This window comes from Sphingopyxis selenitireducens (genome assembly GCF_051550705.1).
Lineage (GTDB): Bacteria > Pseudomonadota > Alphaproteobacteria > Sphingomonadales > Sphingomonadaceae > Sphingopyxis.
The window spans coordinates 704,053-728,111 of sequence record NZ_JBPULG010000001.1; the positions used below are offsets into that span (position 1 = coordinate 704,053).

Consider the following 24,059-nt stretch of genomic DNA (forward strand, 5'->3'; position numbering starts at 1 on the left):
GGCAGAAAATTGCGCGCGGCCGCGCCTATCGCGTCCCACCTGATTAGGCAAGGGACGCGGTAGACAATTTACGAATGCGAAGCGATTTTCGCGCGATGCGGACTAGATGTCCTCGATCAACCGCGCCGGGATGAGGCCGCGCAACGAATTTCCGATGAAAAACCCCTCACCCAGATCGGCGAGACGCAGGTGCGATTCGACCGCACGCCCCTTGTCGATCAGCTCGGCGCGCAGCACGCCGGGAAGCAGCCCGAGCGACAGCGGCGGCGTGAGCAGCAAACCGTCGCGCTCGACGAAAATATTGCTCCAGCTTCCCTCGGTCACAAAGCCCGGCTCGTCGACGAAGACGATCTCGGCCGCGCCGCTTTCGCGCCGCGCGCCGTCATAGGCGGCGCGCTGGCTGGTCTTGTGCGCAAGGCGATAATCGTCCGCCGCCATCGGCGCAGGGCTGACGGCAACCGGCACCGGCAGTTCGGCGAGCCGCGGCAGCGGCGACACCTCGATCGCCAGCGCGCCCGACGGCGCCAGCCGCATCCGCACCCGCGCCGCGGCGCGCAGGCGGAAGGTCGCCGATTGCAGGCTGTTGCGCGCGCCATGGCGGTCGAAACGGAAGCCCAGCGCCGCCGCGCTCGCGGTCAGCCGCGCCAGATGCGCCTCCAGGCGCAGGACGCCATCGACAGGGTCGAAATGCATCGTTTCGATCAGGTCGAAATTTTCGCCCGCTGCGCTCACAAATTCCCCTTTGGCCAGACATTCGCGCCACTCCTCGGACGGCGCGCTGTCGGCAATGATTCCAGATCCCAGACCCAGCGTGGCGGACAACGGCCCATCCTGCAAGTCATTGGAATAGGGAAATACCAACGTCCGAATCGCGACGTTGAACGCCGCATCACCCCCCGGCTCGATGAAGCCGATAGATCCCGTATACAGGCCGCGCGGCCCTTCTTCCAGCGCGTCGATAATCTCCATCGCGCGCACCTTGGGCGCGCCGGTGATCGACCCGCAGGGAAAGGCCGCGCGCAGCACGTCGACCGCGCCCACGCCATCGGGCAGGCGCGCGCTGACGTCGGACACCAGCTGGTGGATCGTCGGAAAGCTCTCGACGCGAAACAGGTCGGGCACCGCGACCGATCCCGGCACCGCGACGCGCGACAGATCGTTGCGGATCAGGTCGACGATCATCAGATTTTCGGCGCGCTGCTTGGGGTCTTCGGCCAGTTCGCGCGCCGCGCGGGCATCGGCATCGGGACCCTGCTGCCGCGCCGCCGTCCCCTTCATCGGCCGCGCCATCGCCTGGCCGTCCTTCAAGGCAAAGAACAGCTCGGGTGAGAGCGACGCAATCGCCTGCGCGCCTGTCCAGATAAAGCCGCCATAGCCCGCCCGCGCCGTCCGCCGCAGCCGTGCATAAGCGGCCAGCGGATTGCCCAGCACCGCCACATCGGCGCGAAAGGTCAGATTGGCCTGATAAATATCGCCGGCGCGGATCAGCCCCAGCACGCGTTCGACCGCCGCTTCATAATCAGCGCGGTCGATCCGGGGCTTCACGCCGCCGATCCATGCCGACGCCGGATCGGGGAGCAGATCCGCCACCGCATCGGCATCGATCCGCTCGACCCGCTCGAACAGCCCGAACCAGCCTGGCGGCGCGGCACCGGCACCAGCATCTTCCCCAGAATCGTCACCGCCCGCCCCGCGCCATGCGGGCGCCAGCGCCTTCCCCGCCTCATAGGCCAGATAACCGGCGGCATAGAGACCGCGCGCACGCGCCGCCTCCAGCGCGTCCAGCAGCGCAGGAACGTCGGCGACGGTCGGCGCGACCAGTAGCTCGACCGGATCGCGAAACAGGCGCGCGGGTACGGCGCCATCCGACCGTGCATCGTCCAGCAAGACGAAGGGAGGGCAACCCGTTTCCAGAACGGGCATCGCAGGCGCGCCGATCACCACTTTGTCACAATGATCGCTCGCCAGAACGCGGATCAGCGCTCGCGGCGAACGCGAATCGAGGGACGTCCCTCCAGGCTGAGGAAATAGGTTCCGAACGACGCCGACTTGATCTCGATCTTCTGCCCCGGGCGCGGCGCCAGCGGCATGCGCTTGTTGTCGATCTGCACCCACACCGAACCATCGGCCATCGCGATGCGATAGCCGCCGTCGCTGGTACCCGAAGCCGACGCCACGCTGGTTTCGACGCTCTTGACCGCTTCCTCCTCGTCCCCGCCTCCAAACAGACCCAAATCGGGCAGGTCGAATCCGAACAGGCCGCGGCGCGTTTTCTTGATCGTTTCCTTGTCGGCAAAGGAAATCTCACGCTGCGTATCGGCCGTCTGCAATTCGCCGACCTCGCGGTCGAAACAGGCGAGGCGCGCGGCGGCATCGGCAATGTCGCGGCAATCGTAAAGCTGCTGGATCTGCGCCGGGCGCGGCGGAGGCGCCTTATCCTCCGCGGACGCCGGCATGGCGGCGGCACAGACAATCATGACAAATGGTGCGAAGATCCGCAGTGACATGTGCAGCACGGCAATCCCCCCTGAAAATGGCTCCGACCATTGCCTAGACGTCACAGCGATACGCCGCAAGCACCCCCAATTGCACTGACCGCTTACTTACCTTAGTGTCAGGAACCTGCCCCTCGTTTCAGAAGGACAATTTGCGCCGATGAACACGCCTTACGACTGGTCGACCGATTATCACCACCCGACGGACTGGAACCAGTTGTTCGCGCCGCTTTCGCTGCCCGACATGCTCGCGGCCAGCGTCGCGCGCCGGGGCGATGCGCCGATGCTCGACTTCCTGGGGCGGCAATATGGCTATACCGAGGTCGCGCGCGGCGTCGCGCACGTCGCCCGCGGGCTGCAGCAACGCGGCATCGGCAAGGGCAGCCGCGTCGGCCTGTTCCTGCCCAACGTCCCCCATTATGTCGCGGCTTATTATGGCGCCCTCGCCGCCGGGGCGACGGTCGTCAATTTCTCGCCGCTCTACACCGTCGCCGAGCTTGAGGCGCAGGTCGAGGATTCGGGCACCGACACGCTCTTCACGGTCAGCGCGACCGCGCTGCTTCCGACCGCGCTCAAGGTGCTCGACGGATCGAGCCTGCGCCAGCTGATCGTCGGATCGGTCGCCGGCGGCCTGCCCGCCGCCAAATCGGTCCTCTACCGGCTGTTCAAGCGCGCCGAAGTCGCGGCGATTCCAGACGATTCGCGTGTGATCCGCTTCTCGACCCTGATCGACAATGACGGCCAGCCCGCGCCGGTCGCGATCGATGCCGAAAAGGACGTCGCGCTGATCCAGTATACCGGGGGCACCACCGGCACGCCCAAGGGCGCGATGCTGACCCACCAGAATCTGACCGCCAATGCACGGCAGGTGAATGCGATCGACCCCGACCATGACGCCGACGACCGCATTTTGGGGGCACTGCCCTTCTTCCACGTCTTCGCAAACACCTGCGTCCTCAACCGCACCGTCCTGAACGGCGGCATGATCGCGATGCTGCCCCGTTTCGACGCCGGGCAGGCGCTGCAGGCGATCACCCGCACCAGGACGACGGCATTGCCGGGCGTCCCGACCATGTATCAGGCGCTGCTCGACCATCCCGACCTCGTCAAGACCGATTTCTCCAGCCTGCGCATCTGCATCTCGGGCGGCGCCCCGATGCCCGCCGAGCTGCGCGAAAAATTCGTCGCCACAACGGGCGCAGCGCTCGTCGAGGGCTATGGCCTCACCGAAAGTTCGGGCGTCGTGTCGACCAACCCCTATGAGGGTCCGGTCAAGCCCGGCACGATCGGCCAGCCGCTCCCCGCGACGCATCTGCGCCTCGTCGACAAGGAAGATCCGTCACGCGACGCCCCCGCAGGCGAGCCCGGCGAGCTGGTGGTCAAGGGGCCGCAGATCATGCAGGGCTATTGGAACCAGCCCGGCGCCGATGCCGACAGCTTCACCGCCGACGGCTGGCTGCGCACCGGCGACGTCGCGGTGATCGACGACGACAAATATGTCCGCATCGTCGACCGGCTGAAGGACATGATCGCGGTCGGCGGTTTCAAGGTCTACCCCAGCGTGATCGAGGCGCATCTCTACGAACATCCCGCGGTCAAGGAAGCGATCGTCCTCGGCGTCCCCGACGCCTATCGCGGCGAAGCGCCCAAGGCGTTCGTGACGCTGGAGGATGGCTTCAACATCTCGGGCGAAGCGCTCACCGCTTGGCTCAACCCCCAACTCGGCAAGCATGAACGGGTGAGCGCGGTCGACGTGCGCCTGAACCTGCCCAAGACGATGATCGGCAAACTCGACCGCAAGGCCTTGCGGGCGGAGGAGGGGGCGTAACCGCAGCCCCCCGCTCCTCCTCGTAACCCTGCCCTACTTCGTCACCCCGCCCCACTTCGTCACCCCCGCGAAGGCGGGGGTCCAGCTAATGACGGACCGCAGATTTGCAAAAAGGCGGTCACGTTTACATCATGGCCAACCGCTATCGCGGTACCATCTACATCGGCGTAACATCCCATCTCGCCGCCCGCATTTTTCAGCATCGCACCAGCGACGGGTCCGATTTCTGTAAACGCTATCAGCTGGATCGCCTGGTCTACGCCGAACCGCACGCCGATATCGGCGGCGCCATCGCGCGAAAAGGCGGTGAAGAAATGGAACCGGGACTGGAAATTCCGCCAGATCGAAGAACAAACCCCGATTGGCTCGACCTGTTCGACACTCTCAACCACTGAAAGCTGGACCCCCGCCTTCGCGGGGCACCGATGTTATAACTCGCTAGAAGTGACTATTTAAGTTCAGATGCGCATCTGAGAACCGGCGGCTTTGCTTGGAAACCGCCGTTTGAATGTTTCTAAACCAACAACGCGTCATCGATAGCCCGCAATCGATGGGAATATACCGCCCGCTGGCCTTCCCTCGCAGCAGAAAGGCGCGCTGCCGCCACGGCGACGCGGCGAACCTTATCTCTCACCTCTTTCTCCGCCTTCTTCGCCTTCTCGACAGCCTTCTTCTCCTCGTCCTCTGACCAATCGTGGTCCGGATGGGTCCAATGCCATTGAGGGGTGTAAATGGCATCGAGACATTCCGACAAATCATCAAGAGCGAGAATCAAATCGCCTTTGTATTCCTCAACTGGTTCCGCATCGTGATTGCGGAAGAAAATCTCCTTGAGTTCTCTGATGACTGCGCGAATACTTTCGTCTCGTTCGCTCGCCCATTCTGCGATTGAAGGCGGGTCTCCCTGATCTTCGAAATAGCCTAAATCCTGAGCGACTTGGCCAAACCGCTTATCAATAATTTCATGGGTGGACGCCAAATCGCGATCCAGACTGATCATCATTTCGTTGATCGTGGATCGCAGCATGACCTTGTTCTGTTCGCGCATAAGCTTCAACTGACCGTAGACCGGACGTAGCGCTACGACAGCCGCGACGAGGGCGAGAACGCCGGTTATCAGCGTTTGCCACCTGAACAGAAAATCTTCAAAGATACCCCAGCAACTCATGCGACTGACTGCCCCCTAACCAATCAAACCACTTAGCGCTGGCACAAACGGCCCTAAGATTGCCGCATACTCAGCTACATAGCCGACCCACCTTTGAAACAGCGGTTTGTACTCAGGCGTCCCTTGGGCCGCTTGCATTGCTCGAACTATCTCAAGGATAGACTCTCGATCATTCTCGTTGCCGATGCTGCTATCGACCACCTGTATCAACTGATCGAATGTGTCATTTATTTCGAGCGAATTGATCGATTGATCTGAGCTTCCAACGACAGTGCGATTCTGGTGGCCGGTCACATCGCCTTGATGGAGATGACCGTAATTGTGAATGGTGACGCTCTGAGCGACTTCCGCCGCCTTTTTCTTCTCTTCCACGGTGAAGCTGATCCCTTCGCCCAATATCCCTTGGCTCTCCAACGCACAGGCCCAATCCATCACCATGTCTTTGACGTGAGATAGGATGCTGACGGGTACGTTATGGCCAAAACTTATGTGGTACGAGCGCAGATAACCCTCGCTATTTTTGTGAAGCATTTTCTCAAGGTCTGCGTCGAGAGGAGAGCCGAGCGTGCCCTTCGCCTTTGCAAGCTCTTCCAAACTGCTGACGGCTTCTTTCAGAACGACATATGAAAACACCCTCAGCGTTTCAGGATCACCATACGCGGGCTTAATTCCAAAATGTGGGCTTTGCTCCATAAGCCGCCCGGTGAAGTGCCTGTAGAGAGGGACATCTTTGTCCTCGATCCCAGCATATCCTTGAAGTTCCAGATCGACCCATTCGACAGCGTCTTGCAATTTGAGCTTAACCGCTGTCAACTTCACGCGACGAAGTAAATCAGCGACCCTGACAGTCGGGTCCAACGCCAACGCCTGAATCTCTTCGACTAAGCCCGCCATGATCACCCCTCCTCAATTTGGCGAAGAAGGTAAGAACAAAGCCGCAACAATCAAGTCGCGTGACAGCTAGAAAATCGTTGACGGAGGGCTGGGGTAGTAGGCAGCGCGCTAACTCGCGGCCGGTTCACCGCCTGTGGCGGCGGCCCCCTCGTGTAACCGGAAACTACTCGCAGGATTTGAATGTCCGCCGCCGGTTCGCGGGGGCGACGAGGTTGAGTGCTGACCCTACCCCTACCCCCGTGCCTTCATGATTGCCTTGTTGCGCGCCTCCAGCGTGCGAAAGGCCGAAAAGACGCTCAGCCCTTCATCGGCGCGCCCTTCCTGCCCCAGCAGCCAGAGCTGCTGATAAAACCAGTAGATACCGGCAAAACCGTCGACCGCCTTGACCAGCTGAAACCGCTTCAGGAAACCCAGCCAGCCGGGAAGCAAACCGCGATCATCCTCATATCGTGGCAATTGTTCCACGCCCGCAAGCAATTGCTTCGGCGCGTCGGTCATCAGGCACATCGGCCGCCCCAGCCCGATCACGTCGGCCGCGCCGCGCGCGAGCGCCTGCTCCATCGCGGCGCGTGAGCGGAAACCGCCGGTGACCATCAACGGCACCGCGACGCGCGCCTGCATCGCCAGTGCGAAATCGACGAAATAGGCTTCGCGCGCCAGCGTCGAGGGCGCGACATTTTGCGCGGCGCTTTCCTCCATCCCCTCGATGCCGAGCAATTTGGGCTGCTCATAACTGCCGCCCGAAATCTCGATCAGGTCGACGCTGGCGGCCTCCAGCCAGCCGGCGACCGTCAAACTATCCTCAAAGGCGAAACCGCCCTTCTGAAAATCGGCGCTGTTGAGCTTGACCGAGATCGGAAATCCGGGGCCGACTTCCTTGCGGATCGCTGCGATCACCTCCAGCAACAGCCGCGCCCGATTGTCCAGACTGCCGCCATAATCGTCGGTCCGCCGATTGGAGAGCGGGCTCAGAAATTGCGAGATCAGATAGCCATGCGCCGCATGGACCTGCACCCCGGTAAAGCCCGCATCCTGACACGCCTTGGCCGCGACCGCCCAGCGCCGCACCAGATCGCCGATCTCCTCCTGTGTCAGCGGCTCGGGCTGGCCGAACTGGCCGCCCGGCAGCGCCAGCTTGATGTCGGACGCCGATTTGGGATGGCGGTTCACGATCGCAGGCGTCTGCCGTCCGCTGTGGCTGATCTGCGCCCAGAAATGATTGCCACCGCGCGTCGCCGCCTCGGCCCAGCGCATCAGCGCCGCCCTCATCTCCGCATCGGGCGCGCGGTCGATCACGACATTGCCGGGACGCTCGAGATGATCGCGGTCGATGACCAGATTGCCGCCGATGAGCAGCCCGGCCCCGCCGTCGGACCACAGGCAGTAAAGCCGGTCGAGCGCCGGGGTCGGCCGTCCGCCCGGGGTCGCCATCCCCTCGGTCATCGCCGCCTTGGCGATCCGGTTCGGCAAGATCGCGCCGCACGGCAGCGTCAGCGGCTTCTCCAGATCGGTCATATGCACCTCCCCCATATATTTCTTCAGAAAAACCACCCTGCCCCGACAGCTTGTTCGGCGAAAGCGAAGATTGGCGAAGATTCGTGCCATGAGACGTTGTAACCTTCGTCATGTTATGCCATATCAAACACCATAGTCGTTGAACGGAGAATCGGGTGACCCAAGTCGCCAGCCCTGCCCCTGTCCTGACGCGCTTCGGCGCGGCGGTTCGGGCTGCGCGCGATTCGCGGCCGCTCACCGCGCTTTCGGGCGACCAGCTGGCGATGGGCCTGTCGGGCCTGTGCCTCGTCCACTGCCTCGCGACGACGATCTTTTTCGCCTCCATCGCCTCGGTCGGCGGCGTCTTTCTCGAAAATCACCTGTTCCACGAAATCGGCCTGATCGTCGCGATCGGCTTTGCGCTCATCACCCTTGTGTCGGGCGTACTCACCCACGGCTATATGATGCCTTTCGCGGTGGGCAGCTTCGGGCTCGGGATGATGGCGGGCGCGCTGTCGCGGCCCCACGACGGCAGCGAAGTTCTGGCGACGATGATCGGCGTCGCGGTCGTCGCGCTCGGCCACGACCTCAATCGCCGCGCGCGGCACTGACGATTCAGCCAAAACGGCGGGCCGCGCCTTGCGGGCGCCCGTCAAACAGCCTACATTGAGCGAACAGATGGCGCGGAATTATCCGCGCAAGGGAAGCGCCAATGGGCAAGCATGATCATCCGCACGTCGAGGCCAGCGGCGCCTCGCTCGCCAAAGCCGCGCAGACCGCGCTCGAAAACTCGGGCGAAGCGTGGACCGACATGCGCGCGCAGATTTTCGACGCCGTCGCCGAAATCGGCAAGCCCGCGAGCGCCTATGAAATCGCCGACATCGTCTCGCAAAAGCGCGGCAAGCGCGTCGCGCCGAACAGCGTCTATCGCATCCTCGACCTGTTCGTCGCGAACAACCTCGTCCGCCGGGTCGAGAGCGCGAACGCCTTTGTCGCCAACAGCCACCCCGGCTGCCTCCACGACTGCATCTTCCTGATCTGCGACAGCTGCGGCAGCGCGGTGCATATCGACAATGACGCGCTGTCGGGCGGTGTTCGCGCCGCCGCCGATGCGACGGGTTTCGCCGCCGAGCGCCCGGTGATCGAAGTGCGCGGCAAATGCGCCGAGTGCCAATAGGCTGACGCCCCGGCGCGCCTCGCAGCGCGCGCCTTTCCCGCTAGGCTCTGGACCATCGCCCCGCCCCGGGTCTAGGGAGGCCCCGAATCCGAAATACGGACCATCCGAACCACGGACAAAAGGGCTGCACCCATGAACACCGTCATCATCCGCGAAGAAGACCTCGTCGAGACCATCGCCGACGCGCTCCAGTACATCAGCTATTTCCACCCGATGGACTATATCCGCGCGCTGGGTGCCGCCTATGAACGCGAAGTGTCGCCCGCCGCCAAGGATGCGATGGCGCAGATCCTCTCGAACAGCCGCATGTGCGCCGAGGGGCATCGCCCGATCTGCCAGGACACCGGCATCGTCACCGTCTTCATCAAATGGGGCATGGACTGCCGCCTCGACAGCCCGCGCAGCCTGCAACAGGTCGTCGATGAAGGCGTCCGCAAGGCCTATCTCCACCCCGAAAACAAACTCCGCGCCTCGATCCTCGCCGACCCGGCGTTCAGCCGCGTGAACACCAAGGACAACACGCCGTCGGTCCTGAACGTCGAGATGGTTCCCGGCGCAAAGGTTCATATCGACGTCGCCGCAAAGGGCGGTGGCAGCGAGAATAAGTCGAAGTTCAAGATGATGAACCCGTCGGATTCGATCGTCGACTGGGTGCTCGAAATGGTCCCGCAGATGGGCGCCGGCTGGTGCCCGCCGGGCATGCTCGGCATCGGCATCGGCGGCACCGCCGAAAAGGCGATGCTGCTCGCCAAACAGTCGCTGATGGACCCGATCGACATGACCGAGCTGCTCGCACGCGGCCCGTCGTCGCCGACCGAGGAACTGCGCATCGAGCTGTATGAAAAGGTCAACGCCCTCGGCATCGGCGCGCAGGGGCTGGGCGGCCTCGCCACCGTGCTCGACATCAAGATCGCCGACTGGCCGACCCATGCCGCGTCGAAACCCGTCGCGATGATCCCGAACTGCGCCGCGACCCGCCACGCGCACGTCACGCTCGACGGCAGCGGCCCGGCCTTCCTCGAAGCGCCGAAGCTCGCCGACTATCCCGAAATCGACTGGGCGCCCGACAAGGCGGCGATCCGCGTCGATCTCGACACCCTGACCCCCGAAGTCGTCGCCAGCTGGAAACAGGGCGACCGCCTGCTGCTCAACGGCAAGATGCTCACCGGCCGCGACGCCGCGCACAAACGCATCGCCGACATGCTGGCAAAAGGCGAACGGCTTCCCGTCGAGTTCAAGGGCCGCGTCATCTATTATGTCGGCCCGGTCGACCCGGTCGCTGAAGAAATCGTCGGCCCCGCTGGCCCCACGACCGCGACGCGCATGGACAAGTTCATGGACATGATGCTCGAACAGGGTCTCCTCGCCTGCGTGGGCAAGGCCGAACGCGGCCCCGCCGCAACGCAGGCGATCGCGAAGCACAAGAGCGCCTATATGATGGCGGTCGGCGGCGCCGCCTATCTGGTCGCGCGCGCCATCAAAGGAAGCAAGGTCGTCGGCTTCGCCGACCTCGGCATGGAAGCGATCTACGAGTTCGAGGTTCAGGACTTCCCCGTCACCGTCGCGGTCGACAGCGAAGGCCAGAATGTCCACGTCAACGCCCCCGCGCTGTGGCAAAAGCGGATCAAGGACGAAGGGCTGCTGGAAAAGGCGTGACGGCAAAAGCAGCGCCCGGCGAACCGGCCCGGCGCCCGGTCAACCTCTTCTCGCCCCTTCCGCCGGAGGAGGTTGCCCGCAGGCTGAAGGTCGCGATGGACGCCCCGATGGCCGACGCGCCATCGCGCGTCTTCGGCAAGGGGTCGCAGCATGAGATGCAGCTGCGATACCTGCTGCGGGAAAAACAGACCGGCCTCGAACCGGTGCTGATCGCCCGGACGGAAGAGCATGACGGCGGAACGCGCATCACCGGCGATTATGGCCCGCCGGTGTCGCCGCGAATCCTTGCCTGCGGCTGCTACGCCTTTCTGTCGATCTTCGTCGCCATCGGGCTGCTGATCATGATTTCCGACTGGCTGTTCGGCCTGATCTTTGCAGGCGTGCCTTTGCTCATGGCTTATGGCGGCCGCCGCGCGATGCAACAGCAGGCGCGGAAGGTCGATGACAGCTGGGAAAAGATCGCCGCCTTTCTGAGCGCGGAAATCGAGGCGCATCCGGTTTCCTGACACGTCCGCCGGATGACAGATCCTGCCGGCGATCAACCGCGCCCCGAACTAAAACCCGTACACCAGTGTAAAGCGCGTCAGCGTATCGACATTCTCGACCCCCGGCGGCGGATGGGACGCGATTTCGGCCGAATAGGCAATGCGCGCCGACAGTCCGCCGGTCAGCTTCGCGTTGAGCGCGGTCAGCGAGCTGGTCGACGTATTGCTCTCGCCGACGATCGTCGACGCGGTTTGCGTCAGGCGCAGCGTCGGCGACAATTGCCAGCCGAAATCCAGCCCCGCGAGCCCGGAAATTTCGCTATCGCGGCCGGTCCGGACGAAATCGGTCTGGCGCCACGCCGGCCCTGCTTTCAGGTTCAGCGTCATCGCCTTGTCGTCGATCACCTTGTAACCAAAGCCGCCCGAGACGTTCCAGCGCGCCGTATAGCCGAGCATCCGGTCGCGCTCCCAGCGCCCGAGTCCAAAGGCGAAAGCCCGGTCACTGACCCTGACCTGCGGTTCATATTCCACCAGATAGCGTTCCAGCGTCGTCCGGCCGCTGGTGCGCTGGTAATCGGCCTGCGCGCGCATCCGCTGGCTCCAGTCGATCCCTTTGCGCGCCAGTGCGATACCGACATTGAAACCCGTGGACTTGCTGTTGCCGCCGCTGTGCGAGGCGCCGATCTGCCCCTCGCCCTTCCAGTTCTGCCAGAATTTCGCCGCCGCCAGTCGGGCGCGTTCGGCCGCCAAAGCCTCGTCCTTCAACCGCTTTCGCTCGGCGCGATAATCGGCCAGCAATATGTCGATTTCCGCCACATCCTCGGGGCTCGCCGCCTTGGCGAGTTTCCCTACCGCCTCGACATCGCTGTCCTTGCCACTGGCGATCGCGGCATCGAGCATGACGCGCACCGGGTCGGGCGGCGGGATCACCGGCACTTCGATCAGCGGCGGAAGCCCGCGCTCGTAAAAGCCCAGCAACAGGTCGATTTCGATCTGATCGGCAGGGTTGGTCTGCTTTGCCAGTTCGGCGACCACTTCGACGTCGGCGGCATTTCCGTTCGCCATCGCGGCGTCGAGCATCGCGCGCACCGGCGGTGCAAGCTGGGCCTGCGCCGGAAGGGCGGCGCCGAACAGCAGGCCAAGCGCAGCCAGGCGGGGAAGAGCGGCCATCGAGGAAGTCCTTCTCTGGGGGAGGGTCCGGGTTTCGTTCGATCAACGCGGCACCCACCGGTGCCGCGCCTCCTCATCCTATATCCCCAAAACCGCTGGCATTTCCACCCCGGCTGTCCCATTTGACAGGATCACAACCCGCCCATTGCACGGGTCGAAGGGATTTTGTTCGGCGCAAGGAAGCGAGACGCAGGCATATGAATATATTCCAAGGCGCGCTGACGCAGCCATGGACAAAATCGGTCAAATCCCGAAGGGACGCCGAAATGGTGTCGCCATTTCTGCGCCTCGATCGCGCAATGGGCGGGTTCTGACTGTATGTGGATCGCAATCATCGCCATTTTCTGCGCCGGCATCGGCAATTTCGCGATGCACCGCGCCTTCATGGAAAGCGACGATCCGCTGGTGCAGCAGATGGTCAGGCCGCTCGCCGACAAGGTCGGACCCCACGCCACCTATATTTTCGAATTTCTGTTGCTCGTCGGCGCCATGGCGATCGCGACCCACAACTGGTTCACCGCGATGCTGATCTATGGACTTTATACGATCTTCAACGCGATGGCGTTCAGCTGGATCATGCGCCGGCCGCGATAATATCTACCAGGCCGGTCCGCTGATCGGCAGTCCCTGATTTTTGAGCTGGTCCAGAACGCCATCCGTCTCGGCAAGGACGCGCAGCGGCACGACCGCCAGAGTCACCCCGGGCTGCGCCGTCGCCCCCTGAATCGCCCCGACCCAGGTCTGGCGCAGCTCCGTTCCGAAACCGTCATTCGTCCACGGCCAGCAGCGCCCGAGCGCCTCCTCGAGCGGACTGGCCATCACCGCGGGCACATCGAACTCGGTCCACGCCCGCCCGCGTTCGACCACAATGTCGCCCCCCGCTTCGGTCGCCGCCATCGCCGCTTCCAGGCACGGGATATGCGTTTCGGGTGCCGCAGCGAACAGATTGTCGAGCATATCTTCGCCGCGCACTTCGCCGACCGGCTGGGTCGGGACCTTCGACTGCCGCGCCGCCTTGCGCACGACATCGGACGCGTCGTCGGCGGTATCCTTGTTGAAGGAAAGGCGTTTCGAAAGCAGGTCGAACGCCGTCATCAGGAAATTCTGCCGCGCATAATTCTGGCCGAAACGGCTCTCAAGCGCCTGCAACCGCGCCATCTGGCCCGCGTCCAGATAATCGGCCGCCACGCGCCCCTTCGGCAATTTGGTGATCCCGCCGCCCTTGAAGATCAGCCGCAAAATATCGCCCGGCGACACTTTCGCCTTCGTCCCCAGAATGACGCGCTGGGCGCGATCGGTCGCCCCCTCCAGCCGCTCGGGACGCCATGGCGTCGCCTTGGGAACCTCGGCGATCTCGCCGACAAGGATGACCACCCCGGTCCGCGTCTGGATCGTCCACATCGGCGCCCCCGAACGGCGCGCCGTGACGATGATCTCGTCATTGCTGTCGCCATCGGCTGCGGGCGTATCCGTCGCCAAAGCCGTGGGCGGCACCATCATCGCGGCTCCGACCGCCATCAGGGTCGCCCAAAATCGTGTCCGGCGCATTACGCTACCCCGTGATACCACCACACACCGTCGCGATCTTCGCGCTTTACCCGGCCCTCGACCTCAAGCCTTTTCAGATGCGCGAGCGCTTCGCCGGTCGCGAGCCCCTGATTATGCTCGCCGATCGGACGGTTGAACAGCAGAGGAAAACTGTCGACCGCGCGCATCGGCGCCTTCGCGATCGATTCCGCCAGATTGTAAAGCCGCATCCGATGCTCGTCGCGCAGCGCCATCAGGCGAACGTGCAGCCCCTTGAACGGCTCGCCATGCGCCGGGCAAACGATCAGGTCGGGCGGCAGCACCGCCAGCAATTTGTCGATCGACGCCAGCCATTCGCCCAGCGGATCGGCATCGGGTTCGGTGATGTTGACCGACACGTTCGAACTGATCCGCGGCAACACCTGATCGCCCGACACCAGCACGCCCTCGCGCTCGTTCCACAGGCACGCATGTTCGGGACTGTGCCCCGATCCGGTGACGACGCGCCACCGATGCGCGCCCATGTCGATGATGTCGCCGTCCGTCATCCGCACATAGCTGCGCGGCAGCGGGAAGATCATTTGCCGGAACATGTTCCAGCCACGTTTTTTGGCAGCTTCCAGCGCCGCATCGTCCCAGCCCGCGGCGCGCGATTGCACCAGCACCTCGTCGGGCGTGGTGTCGCTGGAATCGGCGACGATCGCCCGCGCGGTCAGCATTTCGCCGCGCGTCATCCACAGCTTCACGCCGCGCTTCTTCGCGATCCAGCCCGCCAGGCCGATATGGTCGGGGTGCAAATGGGTGCCGATGACCCGCGTGATCCGCGCGCCTTTCAGTGCCCCGGCGTACAGCGCCTTCCATTCGTCCGAGCACATGGTCAGGCAGATGCCGGTATCGACGATCGCGACACCCTCTCCATCCGCGTCGGCGTCGTCGAGCAGCCAGCTGTTGATATGGCCCAGCGACCCCGGCATCGGAATGCGCGCCCAGCTGATCCCGGGGGCGATACGGATCGTCTCACCCGTCGTCGGCGCGGCTTCGCCCCACGGATAGGTCAGCCCGGCGTGGCTCGTCGCGGTAAAGCTGTCGTCCTGCGTCAGCGAGGCATCCGGCGAGCCGCTGGCTGCCGGAATATTGTCCTCATCCTGTCCGGACGGCACGCGTCAGGCCTGTTCGTCGCTGGCTTCCTCTGCCGCGCGCGCTTCGGCGGCGGCGGTGCGCTCGGCGCGCAGTTCCTCGAGCAATGCTTCGCGGTCGCCCTCGAAACGGCTGTCCTCGGGCGCCTTGATGCCCGCCTTCTTCGCCGCCTTCGATACCAGCGCATCGAGTTCGCGCTGCGAGCAAAGGCCCAGCGTCACCGGGTCCTTGGCGACGATGTTCGAGCTGTTCCAGTGGCTGCGGTCGCGGATCGCCGCGATCGTGTTGCGGGTGGTGCCGATCAGCTTGCCAATCGCGCCGTCCGACACTTCGGGGTGATTTTTCAGGATCCAGGCGATGCCGTCGGGCTTGTCCTGGCGCTTGCTGACCGGGGTGTAGCGCGGACCGCGGGTGCGGCGGATCGTGTCCTGCGCCTGCTTGGTCATCTTGAGCTTATACTCGGGGTCGTTCTGCCCCTTTTCAATCTCTTCCATCGACAGCTCGTGCGCGCGCACCGGATCGCGGCCGGTATATTTCGTCGCAGCGGTCTCGTCGGCGATCGCCTGCACTTCCAGAATATGGATGCCGCAATATTCGGCGATCTGGGCGAAGGTGAGACCGGTGTTGTCGACCAGCCAGGCGGCGGTCGCATGCGGCATCAACGGGGTGGCATCGGCATTGGCCATGACAAAAAGTCTCCAAGCGGAAATAATAAGGGCCGCCCCTCGCGGGGCGGCCATTCGGCGGTCGGTGTAGACCCGTTTTCCGTGGCGGGCAAGGGGCGGCGTCGCGGACGGCCATGGGGCCGCTTCGACCGCCCAATCGACGCACGTCCAGTGACCGACGTCACATGGCTGCGGCTCCACCTGACATAGGGACAGAACAGCAGCGTTTACATCCCTACGCTTCGCTGGTGACAATAACCCAATATATTCGGTATGTTGGGCCGAAACAGAGGAACCGGACTTTCATGCCAAACCGCCGACACCGCTTTCTGGCGCTGATCCTTGCCGCGCCGTTGCTGGCCGTCGCACCGATGGCCGTCGCGCAGGATCAGCCGCCGGCCGCGCTCGACGCCGATCAGCAGAAAATGCTCGACCTGATCAACAAGGGGATGGAGTTCGACCGCACCGGCAAGTCGCGCGATGCAGAGGCGGTCTATCGCCGCTGGGTCGACGAGGCGACCAAACGCTATGGCGCCGACGGTCTGCTCACCAGCCTCGGCTATCGGCTGATCGCCGGCAATCTGGAAAGTCAGGGCCGGGTCAAGGAAGCCGAAGCCTATTGGCGCCGCCTGCTCGACATCAACAAGGCCGTGCTCGGCGAGAGCGATGACGAGACGCTGACGGCGAGCATCGCTCTCTCCTCCAACTTCATCAAGCAGGGCCGTCCTGCGGAGGCGCTGCCGCTGCGCCGCGCGATCCTGGCGACCCGCATCGCCCAGCAGGGAGAGCGCGATCCCAAGACGATCATCGCGACCAGCAATCTCGCGTCGGTGCTGACCGAAATGGGCCATTATAAGGAAGCTGAGGCGCTCTATCGCAAGACGCTGGAGACCAGCCGCTCCGTCAATGGCGAGGGCCATAGCGAAACCGCATCGGCCTATGGCAATCTGGCGGTCGTGCTGCGCAGCCTCGGGCGCTTTGACGAAGCCGCGCCGATGCTGGACAAAGCGCGTGAGATCGACATCGCACTTACCGGCCCCGACAGCGTCAATGTCGCACTGCGCCATTATAACAGCGCGGTGAATCTGGGCGACATGGGACGCCTTGCCGAGGCACGGGCCGAAGCCGAAAAGGCGCTGGCCATCTGGCGCGCCGCCAAGGGCGACGACAGCATCGAGGCCGCGCAGGGCTATACCGCCGTGGGCTACAGCCTGACCTCCGAAGGCCGCTTTGCCGAAGCCGATGCCGCCTATCGCAAGGCCCTCGACATCAGGGTCAAACGGCTGGGCGACGCGCATCCCGCGACCGGCGAGGCCTATAACAACCTCGCGCTCAACATGGACAAACAGGGCCGCCCGCCCAGCATGATCGAACCGATGCTGCGGAAAGCGCTCGACATCACCCGGTCGACGATCGGCGAAGGCAGCGAACGCGCCGCGACCCTCTATGCCAATGTCGCGCACAATCTGAATTCGCAGGGCCGCTATGCCGAGGCCGACCCGATGTACCGCCGCGCGCTGGACATTCAAAAGGACGTAGCGGGCACCGACCACCCTTCTTATGCCTCGATGATGATCAACCTCGCGTTCAACATGCGCGACGACGGCCATCCCGAACAGGCCGAACCGCTGATGCGTCAGGGGCTCGAAATCTTCCGCGCCAAATTCGGCGAAGACAATCCCGAAACCGCCTGGGCCTACACCAGCCTGTCATCGACCCTCGGCGCGCTCGGCCGCCATGCCGAAAGCGCCGACATGGCCGCCCGGGCGCTCGAAGTCCGCCGCCGCCTGCTCGGCGAGGATCATCCGCTCACCGCTGTCGCCTATAATGTCGTCGGCGCCGCGCTGACCCGCGGCGGCAATGGCGACAAGGCCGCCGAACCCTATTATCGCCAGTCGCTCGCAATCCTCCAGCGCAGCGTGGGGGAGAAACATATCGACACCGCCCGCGCCTATGACAGCCTCGCTTCCAACCTTCAGCGGCAGGGCAAGGCGGCCGAGGCCGAAGCCGCGGCGGCGAAAGCGGTCGCCATCTTGCGCAGCATGACCGATCAGGCCGCAGCGAGCGGCAATGCGGTGACGCTGTCGGCGCTCGACCGCCAGCAAGCGAACCCTGATCGCGGTATTTTCACCACCTATATGAACGCCGCCTTCGCGCTGATGAGCGACACGCCTGACGCCGCCGGACAGTCGGCGCTGCAAGACCGCGCCTTCCGCGCGGCGCAAGATGCGATCAGCTCGGCCTCGGGCCGCGCGGTCCTGCAGACCGCCGCGCGCACCGCCGCAAAAACCCCCGAAATGGCCGAAGCGGTGCGACAGGAACAAGCTCTCGCCGCGCGGGCGAACATGCTCGACAAGAATCTGCTTCGCGCGCTCGGCGACCGCAATCCGGTCGAAGCGACGCGGCTGCGCGGCGAACTCGACAGCGTGCAGGCGCAGCTTTCCGACGTCAGCGCGCTGATCGACAAAAAATACCCCTCCTACCGCCAGCTCGTCTCGCCGCGCCCGATCGGCCTCGCCGAAGCGCAGGCGGCACTCCGCCCCGGCGAGGCGCTGCTGTTGATGACCGAGGCGGCGAACACCTTCCACCTCTTCGTCGTCACCCCGACTGCCGTCGGCTGGAGCCGCCCGAACCGCGAGGTCGACGCCATATTGGGGCAGATTTCGAACCTGCGCTGCGACGTCGATTTCGCGACCTGTTCGGCGGCGCGCAAGGCCGAGCTTGATGCGCTGCCGATGACCGCAAAGGAAATGGACGGCCGCCGCCGCTTCGATCTCAACGCGTCGCACGACCTTTACAAGGCGGTGATGGAGCCGATCGAACCGCTGCTGAAGGACGTCAAACGCCTCTATGTCACCAGCTCGGGCAAGCTTGGCGACCTGCCGCTCGCGATGCTGTCGGCGTCACCGCTGCCCGAAGGCGCCGACCTTGCCGATCCCGACACGCTGGCGCGCGCCGCGTGGCTCGCCGACCGCTATGCCTTCACCAGCCTGCCCTCGGTCGCCGCGCTCACCCTGCCCCGCGAGCCGCGCAAGGTGCGCCGCGACAAAAGCTTTCGCGGCTATGGCGCGCCCGTCCTGCTCGGCGGCGACACCGGATCGCGCGCCGCGGTCGGCGTCGGGGTGTTCGAAGGCGTTTCAGCGTCGGGAACCCCGCTCGCCGATCCCGAGGCGCTGCGCAAACTCGCGCCGCTCCCCGGCACAAAGGTCGAACTGTCGGCGATGGCCGACCTGTTCGGAGCCCGCCAGACCAGCCTGACCCTCGCCGGCGGCGCGACCGAGGCGGCGCTTCGCCAGGACAAATCACTCGCGACGAGCAACATCATCGCGATCGCGACCCACGGCCTGCTCCCCGACCCGGCGCTCGGCCTCAGCGAACCCGGCCTCGTGCTCACCCCGCCGAGCGAACCCAGCGATATGGACGACGGGCTGCTGACCGCGACCGAGGCCGCGCGGCTGTCGCTCTCCGCCGACTGGGTGATCCTCTCGGCCTGCAACACCGCATCGGCCGAAGGCTCGGGCGGCGGCGACAGCCTCTCGGCCCTCGCGCGCGGTTTCCTCTATGCCGGCGCCGACGCGCTGCTCGCCAGCCACTGGCGCGTGTCGGACGAGGCGACCGCAGTGCTGACCGTCGAAACCCTCCTCGCGCGGCAGGCCAACCCCGACATGACCCGCGCGCAGGCGCTGCAACTGGGGATGCAGGCGGTGCGCAGCGGCAAGCGCGCCGACGGCAGCGCGGTCAAAGGATGGAAGGCCGACTGGTCGCACCCCGCCGCCTGGGCCGCCTTCACCAATATTTCCAACCGGGACGACTGATCGGGTTTTCACCCCCGCCGTCCTTCCCGCGAACGCGGCTATCCCGATCTTCTTCACTTTGCGCCTTCGCGCCTTAGCGTGAGATTTTTCTCATTTCACGCAAAGGCGCAAAGGCACGAAGAAGAGACGAAAAAGAAGAGCCGAGTATCGCTCAGCCGACCAGCAAAACGATCTTCCCGACATGTTCCCCCGCCTGCATCCGCGCATGCGCGGCGGCGGCTTCGGCGAGCGGGAAGCTCTGGTCCATCGCCGGTTTCCAGGCGCCTTCGGCCAGCTGCGGCCAGACGGTGCGGTGGATCTCGTCGGCCAGCGCGGCCTTGAAATCGGCGCTGCGCGCGCGCAGCGTCGATCCGGTCAGGGTCAGGCGGCGGCGCATCACATCGGCGATGTCGAACTCGACCTTTGCGCCGCGCTGGAAGGCGATGGTGACATGGCGCCCATCCTCGGCGAGGCAGGCGAGGTTACGCGGCAGATAATCGCCGCCGACCATATCCAGCACCGCGTTGACGCCCTTGCCCCCGGTAAACGCCTTGACCGCCTCGACATAATCTTCGCTCGAATAATCGACCGCCAGATCGGCGCCCAGCGCCCGCGCCGCATCGCATTTCTCTGCGCTGCCACAGGTCACAATAATCTTGATGTCGAACAATTTGCAGAGGCCGATCGCGGTCGTCCCGATGCCGCTGGTCCCGCCATGGACGAGCACGGTTTCGCCGTCGCGCACCCATGCGCGCTCGAACAGATTGTGCCACACGGTGAACAAGGTTTCGGGCAGCGCCGCCGCCTCGGCCATCGAAAAGCCCTTGGGCACCGGCAGACAGCTTCCCTCGGGCGCGATGCAATATTCGGCATAGCCGCCGCCCGCGACGAGCGCGCACATCGCCTGCCCCAGTAATTCGGGATCGCCCCCCGGCCCGACCGCGACGATCGTTCCGGCAATCTCCAGTCCCGGCAGGTCCGACGCCCCCGCCGGCGGCGGATAATAGCCCATGCGCTGCAGCACGTCGGGGCGATTGACCCCGGCGGCGGCAACGCGGATCAACACTTCGCCCGGCCCCGGCGACGGCACCGGCCGCTCGACAGGCTGCAAAACTTCGGGCCCGCCGGGCTCGCTGATGGCGATGGCGGTCATATTCACTGGCAAGCTGGTCACGCTTAAAAATCCCCCACTGGTCGTCTCGTCCCCATGCCCCGCCTTATTGACAGTGCGGCGACACGGGTCAACAGTCGCGCGCTTTCAGGGACCAGCGAGAGAGGACACGCCATGGACGATGACGACCTTCCCCGCCGCCGCGACGATATTCTCGCGGCACTGATCAAACAGCCGCTCGACCCGCTGTCGGTCGACGAGCTGGGCGAACGTATTGCGCTGCTCGAAGCGGAAATAGAGCGGGTAAAGGCGCACCGCGCCGCCGCGACGAGCCACAAGGCAATCGCAGAATCGCTGTTCAAAAAGGGATAGGCGCTCTGCCGGGAGAAGTTGTCCCGCCCCAGTGAGACGCAGGGAGAGGGAACGGGACCGCCGCCCCTAACCACAGCCCGTCTTGCCGTCCGATGAACGAAAAAGTCTCACGCCCAAAACGCGGGCGGGAGCGAGAGCCCTTACGAGAGCCCTTAGCGGACAGCGCATGAATCTACCCATTTTCCTGATATTTGACCCACCAGCCACAAGTCAACATCTGTTGACATAAATTGCGATATTCACTAGATTCGCGATATCGCAGGTGGCCCCTTTCCCCCTTACGCCGCCCGCTTCAGGAGATTTGCCATGCACGCCGCCGAACAGGCCGAAGCGCGGGAATTGCACCGCACACTGGACTTCATCGGACTGCGCGCCCACGCCGCGACCGTCGGCCTGATCCAGCTTTGCGAAGAATTGCTGATGGTCGGAGTTCTCGACGCCGCCGCGATCGAGCGCATCAAGGATGCGATCCACATGGAAATCAGCGTATCGCGCAGCCGGATGACCGGCCACGACAGTTTCGACGACACGCTCAAGACCCGGCTCGACGCCATTTTTCCGCAGGTTGCCAAGGGCGAAACAAAGGACAGGGTCGGCTCGCTCGACGATCTCGCGCAGGCACTGGAGGGCGGCGCGGGCATCTGACCGCCCCCTGCCGCTTTTTCCCACGCGCATCTTGCCAAGCGGGCAAAGTGGGCCAAGGAAGGCGGCCATGGATTTCGACGATCAACTCCGCCGCTATTTCGGCACCGCCGACCTCGCGGCGATCCACCCCGAAGCCCATGCTGCGGGCACCGAACGCATGCGCGTCGACTTCGGGCTGGAAACCAACCCCGGCCGCCGCTTCGCGCTCTGGGCGTTGATGTACATGCTCGGCGTCGCGCCCGATCTTGACGTCGCGTTCAAGGATGAGGGCGCGCGCAACACGGCGCGCGACTTTATGGATATGGTGGATCGCGCGCAGGACGGCTGATCCGGTCAGAAACGGCCGGTTGCGATGCGCAAAGGCTAAAAAGCCGGGGTGGGCGCCGCCCACCCCGTGCATCTTACATGCCGTCGAGGCCCTTGCTGACCAGAATATTCACCGCAACGCGGCGATTCTGGGCCTTGCCTTCGGGCGTGCTGTTGTCGGCCGCCGGATCGGCCTCGGCCATCCCGGTGGGCGTCAGCATACGATAGGGCTTCCAGCCGCAAGCCTGCTGAAGATGATTGACGACGCGGCTCGCCCGCTTCTCGCTCAGCGTCTGGTTGAGTTCCTGGCTTCCCGTGGAATCGGTGTAGCCGACGACCAGCAGCAGGGCATTGTCCATCCCTTCGGCCTGATTTGCCGCCGCGCACAGATCGGCCTGCGCCTGCGAAGACAGCACGGCCTTGCCGGTGTCGAAGTTCACGTTCGTCGTGGCTTTGACATTATACTGGTCGATATCGCCCACGCGGCTGCGCAGCGCCTCGGTGGCCGCGGTCTGTTCGGCAAAGCGCTGGTTGGTGCCGGTATGGATCATCGACGCGGTCCGCAGATCCTTGTTCTTGAGATCGACCTGGCTGGCCACCAGGCCGCCTTCCCACTGCAGGGTATCGACGGTGACGGGCAGGCCGTTCAGCAGCGCACTCGCGGCAAGCTTGTCGCGATTGAGGCCAAGGAAACCGCCGCTGCTCTTGATCTTCGTATAGTCGGCGATCGCGATGGCGGTGTTGTTGCCGTCGGCGGTGGTGACCTGCATACGGCCGTCACTACGCGCGGAGATGATGCCTTCGACCTTGGGCCCCTTGGTCATCTGGTCGGGCGTGGGCAAGGTGCCAACCACCGTCGCCATGACTTCGCCATCGTCCTGCGACTGCGCAGCCACGCCGACTGTTGCTGTGCCGGCCAACATGGCGAGCGCCAACAAGATTTTTGGACTTTTCGAAACGAGACCCATACCCTACTCCTTGTTTTTCAATTGGTTCAGCCGGGCGCACGTCTTCACATGGCCCGTTCTGGCACAGGGATACTCCCGGCCAGCCCCAAAAGTTGCGCAGGTCGTCGGGCGGATTGCACGGCCAGTCGATAAAATCGTGACGCTCGAATGAAGCTTTTGCGTCGGTAAATTTACCATGATGGAAGGTCGAGCGGCATGGCCCCCGACCGACAGCGCATCCTTTCCCCCGAAGCCCCACCCTGCGGTCCAGGATGAGGACGGATAACGACCAATTGCGCGCTTAGTTCGCGTCTGGTCCGGTCAAAAATTCCTTTCCCCGGACTTGCCCCGCGCTAGTATTATAACGGTGATGATACTGGGAGGCATTGTGGACGACAAACCTGACGAGCCGGACTGGGCGGCTATGAGAGGCATCGCTGACGAGGAGCACTGGGTTCAGTTCATTTCCCGCGTAGGTGGTGAGCTGGTCGCGCCTCACATTAAACGACAGGGCGTCAAAAACGCCGACTTCATGTTTCCCAACGCTCGGGTTGTCTTGGAATTAAAGGTTGTCGTCACCGAGTTGGCGCACAGTGAGCAGATGCTCGCTAAGGTAGATGCTCTCTCCGCTCAATACCCTGATGGTCTTTCCGACCTGCGCCTTCAACGTGGACTTCTTTCGATACTCAGGGCCCCACTGAAGCGCATTCTAAAAACCGCAAACCGCCAAATCAGAGAAACTAAGCAGGAGCTGGGGCTCGTAGGATGGCGAGGGCTGATCGTTCTGGTAAACGACGGCTTCAGAAGCGTTCCGCCGGATTTGGTGATGGACTTGGTTAGCGACATTATGGCGAACGAGAGCTATTCTAGTTGCGATGGCTTGATTTATCAGACCAATCATCTGGTTGAACTGCGGGACAATCCCTACGCTAGCTGGCTCTGGGTCCCGATGTATAACCCTCGAAAGACCGACGACTTCGTAGAATTTGTGAACCACATCGGGCGAAAATGGCGCGCGTTCCACGAAGAGATTGACGGGCCATTCGAGTATTCCGCTGAGCAAGAAACGATGGACTTCTCGAACAGCTATGTGGTGACCGGCCCGACGCGCCACGAACGATACGTAGGACCAGCCGAAGTCTTGAACGAGAAATCGCCCAATAACTTTTGAGTAGCGCGGCGCGGCGC

At 63.9% G+C, this 24,059-nt stretch carries 22 protein-coding genes and 1 pseudogene; 12 read left to right on the forward strand and 11 right to left on the reverse strand.

The window, feature by feature from the left end:
* Positions 1-102: 102 nt before the first annotated feature.
* Together pabB and ACSYDV_RS03290 are read right to left on the reverse strand one after the other, a co-directional pair.
* Entirely contained in the window at positions 103-1,923 is a 1,821-nt protein-coding gene (gene pabB, locus ACSYDV_RS03285; RefSeq protein WP_438322312.1) for an aminodeoxychorismate synthase component I, read from the reverse strand.
* 53 nt (positions 1,924-1,976) lie between these two features.
* On the reverse strand, positions 1,977-2,507 hold the full coding sequence (locus ACSYDV_RS03290) for a hypothetical protein (protein ID WP_438322830.1): 531 nt from the start codon (positions 2,505-2,507) through the stop codon (positions 1,977-1,979).
* 148 nt (positions 2,508-2,655) lie between these two features.
* Here ACSYDV_RS03290 and ACSYDV_RS03295 point away from each other — a divergent pair, with 148 nt between their 5' ends.
* The gene (locus ACSYDV_RS03295) at positions 2,656-4,323 is read left to right on the forward strand and encodes an AMP-binding protein (protein ID WP_438322313.1); all 1,668 of its coding nucleotides are present in this window, start codon (positions 2,656-2,658) and stop codon (positions 4,321-4,323) included.
* A gap of 104 nt (positions 4,324-4,427) precedes the next feature.
* Positions 4,428-4,718, forward strand: a pseudogene (locus ACSYDV_RS03300) (GIY-YIG nuclease family protein).
* 119 nt (positions 4,719-4,837) lie between these two features.
* Here ACSYDV_RS03300 and ACSYDV_RS03305 read toward each other — a convergent pair.
* From ACSYDV_RS03305 to ACSYDV_RS03315, 3 genes are all read right to left on the reverse strand, one after another.
* Positions 4,838-5,491: a hypothetical protein gene (locus tag ACSYDV_RS03305; RefSeq protein ID WP_438322314.1), complete on the reverse strand. Its 654-nt coding sequence runs from the start codon at positions 5,489-5,491 to the stop codon at positions 4,838-4,840.
* 15 nt (positions 5,492-5,506) lie between these two features.
* A complete protein-coding gene (locus tag ACSYDV_RS03310; protein ID WP_438322315.1) occupies positions 5,507-6,385 on the reverse strand; it encodes an AbiTii domain-containing protein in 879 nt (292 codons plus the stop codon).
* Between the two features lie 231 nt (positions 6,386-6,616).
* A complete protein-coding gene (locus tag ACSYDV_RS03315) occupies positions 6,617-7,900 on the reverse strand; it encodes an NADH:flavin oxidoreductase/NADH oxidase family protein (RefSeq protein ID WP_438322316.1) in 1,284 nt (427 codons plus the stop codon).
* 155 nt (positions 7,901-8,055) lie between these two features.
* Between ACSYDV_RS03315 and ACSYDV_RS03320 the strand changes: the two genes are divergently transcribed.
* From ACSYDV_RS03320 to ACSYDV_RS03335, 4 genes are all read left to right on the forward strand, one after another.
* Complete coding sequence (locus tag ACSYDV_RS03320) at positions 8,056-8,490, forward strand: MerC domain-containing protein (RefSeq protein WP_438322317.1); 435 nt, start codon at positions 8,056-8,058, stop codon at positions 8,488-8,490.
* A 101-nt stretch (positions 8,491-8,591) separates the two neighbouring features.
* Complete coding sequence (locus tag ACSYDV_RS03325; protein ID WP_438322318.1) at positions 8,592-9,056, forward strand: Fur family transcriptional regulator; 465 nt, start codon at positions 8,592-8,594, stop codon at positions 9,054-9,056.
* 132 nt (positions 9,057-9,188) lie between these two features.
* Positions 9,189-10,712: a fumarate hydratase gene (locus ACSYDV_RS03330; RefSeq protein WP_438322319.1), complete on the forward strand. Its 1,524-nt coding sequence runs from the start codon at positions 9,189-9,191 to the stop codon at positions 10,710-10,712.
* Positions 10,709-11,218, forward strand: coding sequence for a hypothetical protein (locus ACSYDV_RS03335; protein ID WP_438322320.1), 510 nt, complete (start codon positions 10,709-10,711; stop codon positions 11,216-11,218). The genes ACSYDV_RS03330 and ACSYDV_RS03335 overlap by 4 nt, the downstream gene beginning before the upstream one ends.
* 48 nt (positions 11,219-11,266) lie before the next feature.
* On the opposite strand, the gene ACSYDV_RS03340 is transcribed toward ACSYDV_RS03335, so the two are convergent.
* On the reverse strand, positions 11,267-12,367 hold the full coding sequence (locus ACSYDV_RS03340; RefSeq protein ID WP_438322321.1) for a DUF481 domain-containing protein: 1,101 nt from the start codon (positions 12,365-12,367) through the stop codon (positions 11,267-11,269).
* A 318-nt stretch (positions 12,368-12,685) separates the two neighbouring features.
* On the opposite strand from ACSYDV_RS03340, the gene ACSYDV_RS03345 reads away from it, so the two are divergent.
* Complete coding sequence (locus ACSYDV_RS03345; protein WP_438322322.1) at positions 12,686-12,961, forward strand: hypothetical protein; 276 nt, start codon at positions 12,686-12,688, stop codon at positions 12,959-12,961.
* Positions 12,962-12,964: 3 nt separating this feature from the next.
* Here the strand turns inward: ACSYDV_RS03345 and ACSYDV_RS03350 are convergent, their stop codons facing one another.
* Genes ACSYDV_RS03350 through ACSYDV_RS03360 form a run of 3 tightly spaced genes read right to left on the reverse strand, consistent with a single transcriptional unit; the run spans position 12,965 to position 15,690 of the window.
* Positions 12,965-13,885 carry a TraB/GumN family protein gene (locus tag ACSYDV_RS03350; protein ID WP_438322323.1) on the reverse strand — a complete coding sequence of 307 codons (921 nt, stop codon included), beginning with the start codon at positions 13,883-13,885 and terminating at the stop codon, positions 12,965-12,967.
* 29 nt (positions 13,886-13,914) lie between these two features.
* Positions 13,915-15,054, reverse strand: coding sequence for an MBL fold metallo-hydrolase (locus tag ACSYDV_RS03355; RefSeq protein ID WP_438322324.1), 1,140 nt, complete (start codon positions 15,052-15,054; stop codon positions 13,915-13,917).
* Between the two features lie 3 nt (positions 15,055-15,057).
* Positions 15,058-15,690: a cell cycle transcriptional regulator TrcR gene (locus ACSYDV_RS03360; protein WP_438322831.1), complete on the reverse strand. Its 633-nt coding sequence runs from the start codon at positions 15,688-15,690 to the stop codon at positions 15,058-15,060.
* A gap of 311 nt (positions 15,691-16,001) precedes the next feature.
* Here ACSYDV_RS03360 and ACSYDV_RS03365 point away from each other — a divergent pair, with 311 nt between their 5' ends.
* Complete coding sequence (locus ACSYDV_RS03365) at positions 16,002-19,511, forward strand: CHAT domain-containing tetratricopeptide repeat protein (protein WP_438322325.1); 3,510 nt, start codon at positions 16,002-16,004, stop codon at positions 19,509-19,511.
* A 151-nt stretch (positions 19,512-19,662) separates the two neighbouring features.
* Here ACSYDV_RS03365 and ACSYDV_RS03370 read toward each other — a convergent pair whose 3' ends face one another.
* Positions 19,663-20,664, reverse strand: a complete 1,002-nt coding sequence (locus ACSYDV_RS03370; RefSeq protein ID WP_438322326.1) for an NAD(P)H-quinone oxidoreductase — start codon at positions 20,662-20,664, stop codon at positions 19,663-19,665.
* Between the two features lie 111 nt (positions 20,665-20,775).
* Between ACSYDV_RS03370 and ACSYDV_RS03375 the strand changes: the two genes are divergently transcribed.
* The 3 genes from ACSYDV_RS03375 to ACSYDV_RS03385 all read left to right on the forward strand — a co-directional run bounded on the left by ACSYDV_RS03375 (position 20,776) and on the right by ACSYDV_RS03385 (position 21,946).
* Positions 20,776-20,973, forward strand: coding sequence for a DUF1192 domain-containing protein (locus tag ACSYDV_RS03375; RefSeq protein WP_438322327.1), 198 nt, complete (start codon positions 20,776-20,778; stop codon positions 20,971-20,973).
* Between the two features lie 306 nt (positions 20,974-21,279).
* Positions 21,280-21,618 (forward strand): hypothetical protein, encoded by a 339-nt coding sequence (locus ACSYDV_RS03380; RefSeq protein ID WP_438322328.1) that lies wholly within the window; start codon positions 21,280-21,282, stop codon positions 21,616-21,618.
* 67 nt (positions 21,619-21,685) lie between these two features.
* On the forward strand, positions 21,686-21,946 hold the full coding sequence (locus ACSYDV_RS03385; protein ID WP_438322329.1) for a hypothetical protein: 261 nt from the start codon (positions 21,686-21,688) through the stop codon (positions 21,944-21,946).
* A 73-nt stretch (positions 21,947-22,019) separates the two neighbouring features.
* Here the strand turns inward: ACSYDV_RS03385 and ACSYDV_RS03390 are convergent, their stop codons facing one another.
* Positions 22,020-22,892 carry an OmpA family protein gene (locus ACSYDV_RS03390; protein ID WP_438322330.1) on the reverse strand — a complete coding sequence of 291 codons (873 nt, stop codon included), beginning with the start codon at positions 22,890-22,892 and terminating at the stop codon, positions 22,020-22,022.
* 367 nt (positions 22,893-23,259) lie between these two features.
* Here ACSYDV_RS03390 and ACSYDV_RS03395 point away from each other — a divergent pair, with 367 nt between their 5' ends.
* Complete coding sequence (locus ACSYDV_RS03395) at positions 23,260-24,042, forward strand: hypothetical protein (RefSeq protein ID WP_438322331.1); 783 nt, start codon at positions 23,260-23,262, stop codon at positions 24,040-24,042.
* Positions 24,043-24,059: the final 17 nt, after the last annotated feature.

Bases quoted from the DNA above. Each gene is read 5' to 3' on its own strand.
- pabB (WP_438322312.1), bottom strand. From the start codon at position 1,923: ATGCCCGTTCTGGAAACGGGTTGCCCTCCCTTCGTCTTGCTGGACGAT.
- ACSYDV_RS03290 (WP_438322830.1), bottom strand. From the start codon at position 2,507: ATGTCACTGCGGATCTTCGCACCATTTGTCATGATTGTCTGTGCCGCC.
- ACSYDV_RS03295 (WP_438322313.1), top strand. From the start codon at position 2,656: ATGAACACGCCTTACGACTGGTCGACCGATTATCACCACCCGACGGAC.
- ACSYDV_RS03305 (WP_438322314.1), bottom strand. From the start codon at position 5,491: ATGAGTTGCTGGGGTATCTTTGAAGATTTTCTGTTCAGGTGGCAAACG.
- ACSYDV_RS03310 (WP_438322315.1), bottom strand. From the start codon at position 6,385: ATGGCGGGCTTAGTCGAAGAGATTCAGGCGTTGGCGTTGGACCCGACT.
- ACSYDV_RS03315 (WP_438322316.1), bottom strand. From the start codon at position 7,900: ATGACCGATCTGGAGAAGCCGCTGACGCTGCCGTGCGGCGCGATCTTG.
- ACSYDV_RS03325 (WP_438322318.1), top strand. From the start codon at position 8,592: ATGGGCAAGCATGATCATCCGCACGTCGAGGCCAGCGGCGCCTCGCTC.
- ACSYDV_RS03330 (WP_438322319.1), top strand. From the start codon at position 9,189: ATGAACACCGTCATCATCCGCGAAGAAGACCTCGTCGAGACCATCGCC.
- ACSYDV_RS03340 (WP_438322321.1), bottom strand. From the start codon at position 12,367: ATGGCCGCTCTTCCCCGCCTGGCTGCGCTTGGCCTGCTGTTCGGCGCC.
- ACSYDV_RS03345 (WP_438322322.1), top strand. From the start codon at position 12,686: ATGTGGATCGCAATCATCGCCATTTTCTGCGCCGGCATCGGCAATTTC.
- ACSYDV_RS03350 (WP_438322323.1), bottom strand. From the start codon at position 13,885: ATGGCGGTCGGAGCCGCGATGATGGTGCCGCCCACGGCTTTGGCGACG.
- ACSYDV_RS03360 (WP_438322831.1), bottom strand. From the start codon at position 15,690: ATGCCGCATGCGACCGCCGCCTGGCTGGTCGACAACACCGGTCTCACC.
- ACSYDV_RS03365 (WP_438322325.1), top strand. From the start codon at position 16,002: ATGCCAAACCGCCGACACCGCTTTCTGGCGCTGATCCTTGCCGCGCCG.
- ACSYDV_RS03375 (WP_438322327.1), top strand. From the start codon at position 20,776: ATGGACGATGACGACCTTCCCCGCCGCCGCGACGATATTCTCGCGGCA.
- ACSYDV_RS03380 (WP_438322328.1), top strand. From the start codon at position 21,280: ATGCACGCCGCCGAACAGGCCGAAGCGCGGGAATTGCACCGCACACTG.
- ACSYDV_RS03385 (WP_438322329.1), top strand. From the start codon at position 21,686: ATGGATTTCGACGATCAACTCCGCCGCTATTTCGGCACCGCCGACCTC.
- ACSYDV_RS03390 (WP_438322330.1), bottom strand. From the start codon at position 22,892: ATGGGTCTCGTTTCGAAAAGTCCAAAAATCTTGTTGGCGCTCGCCATG.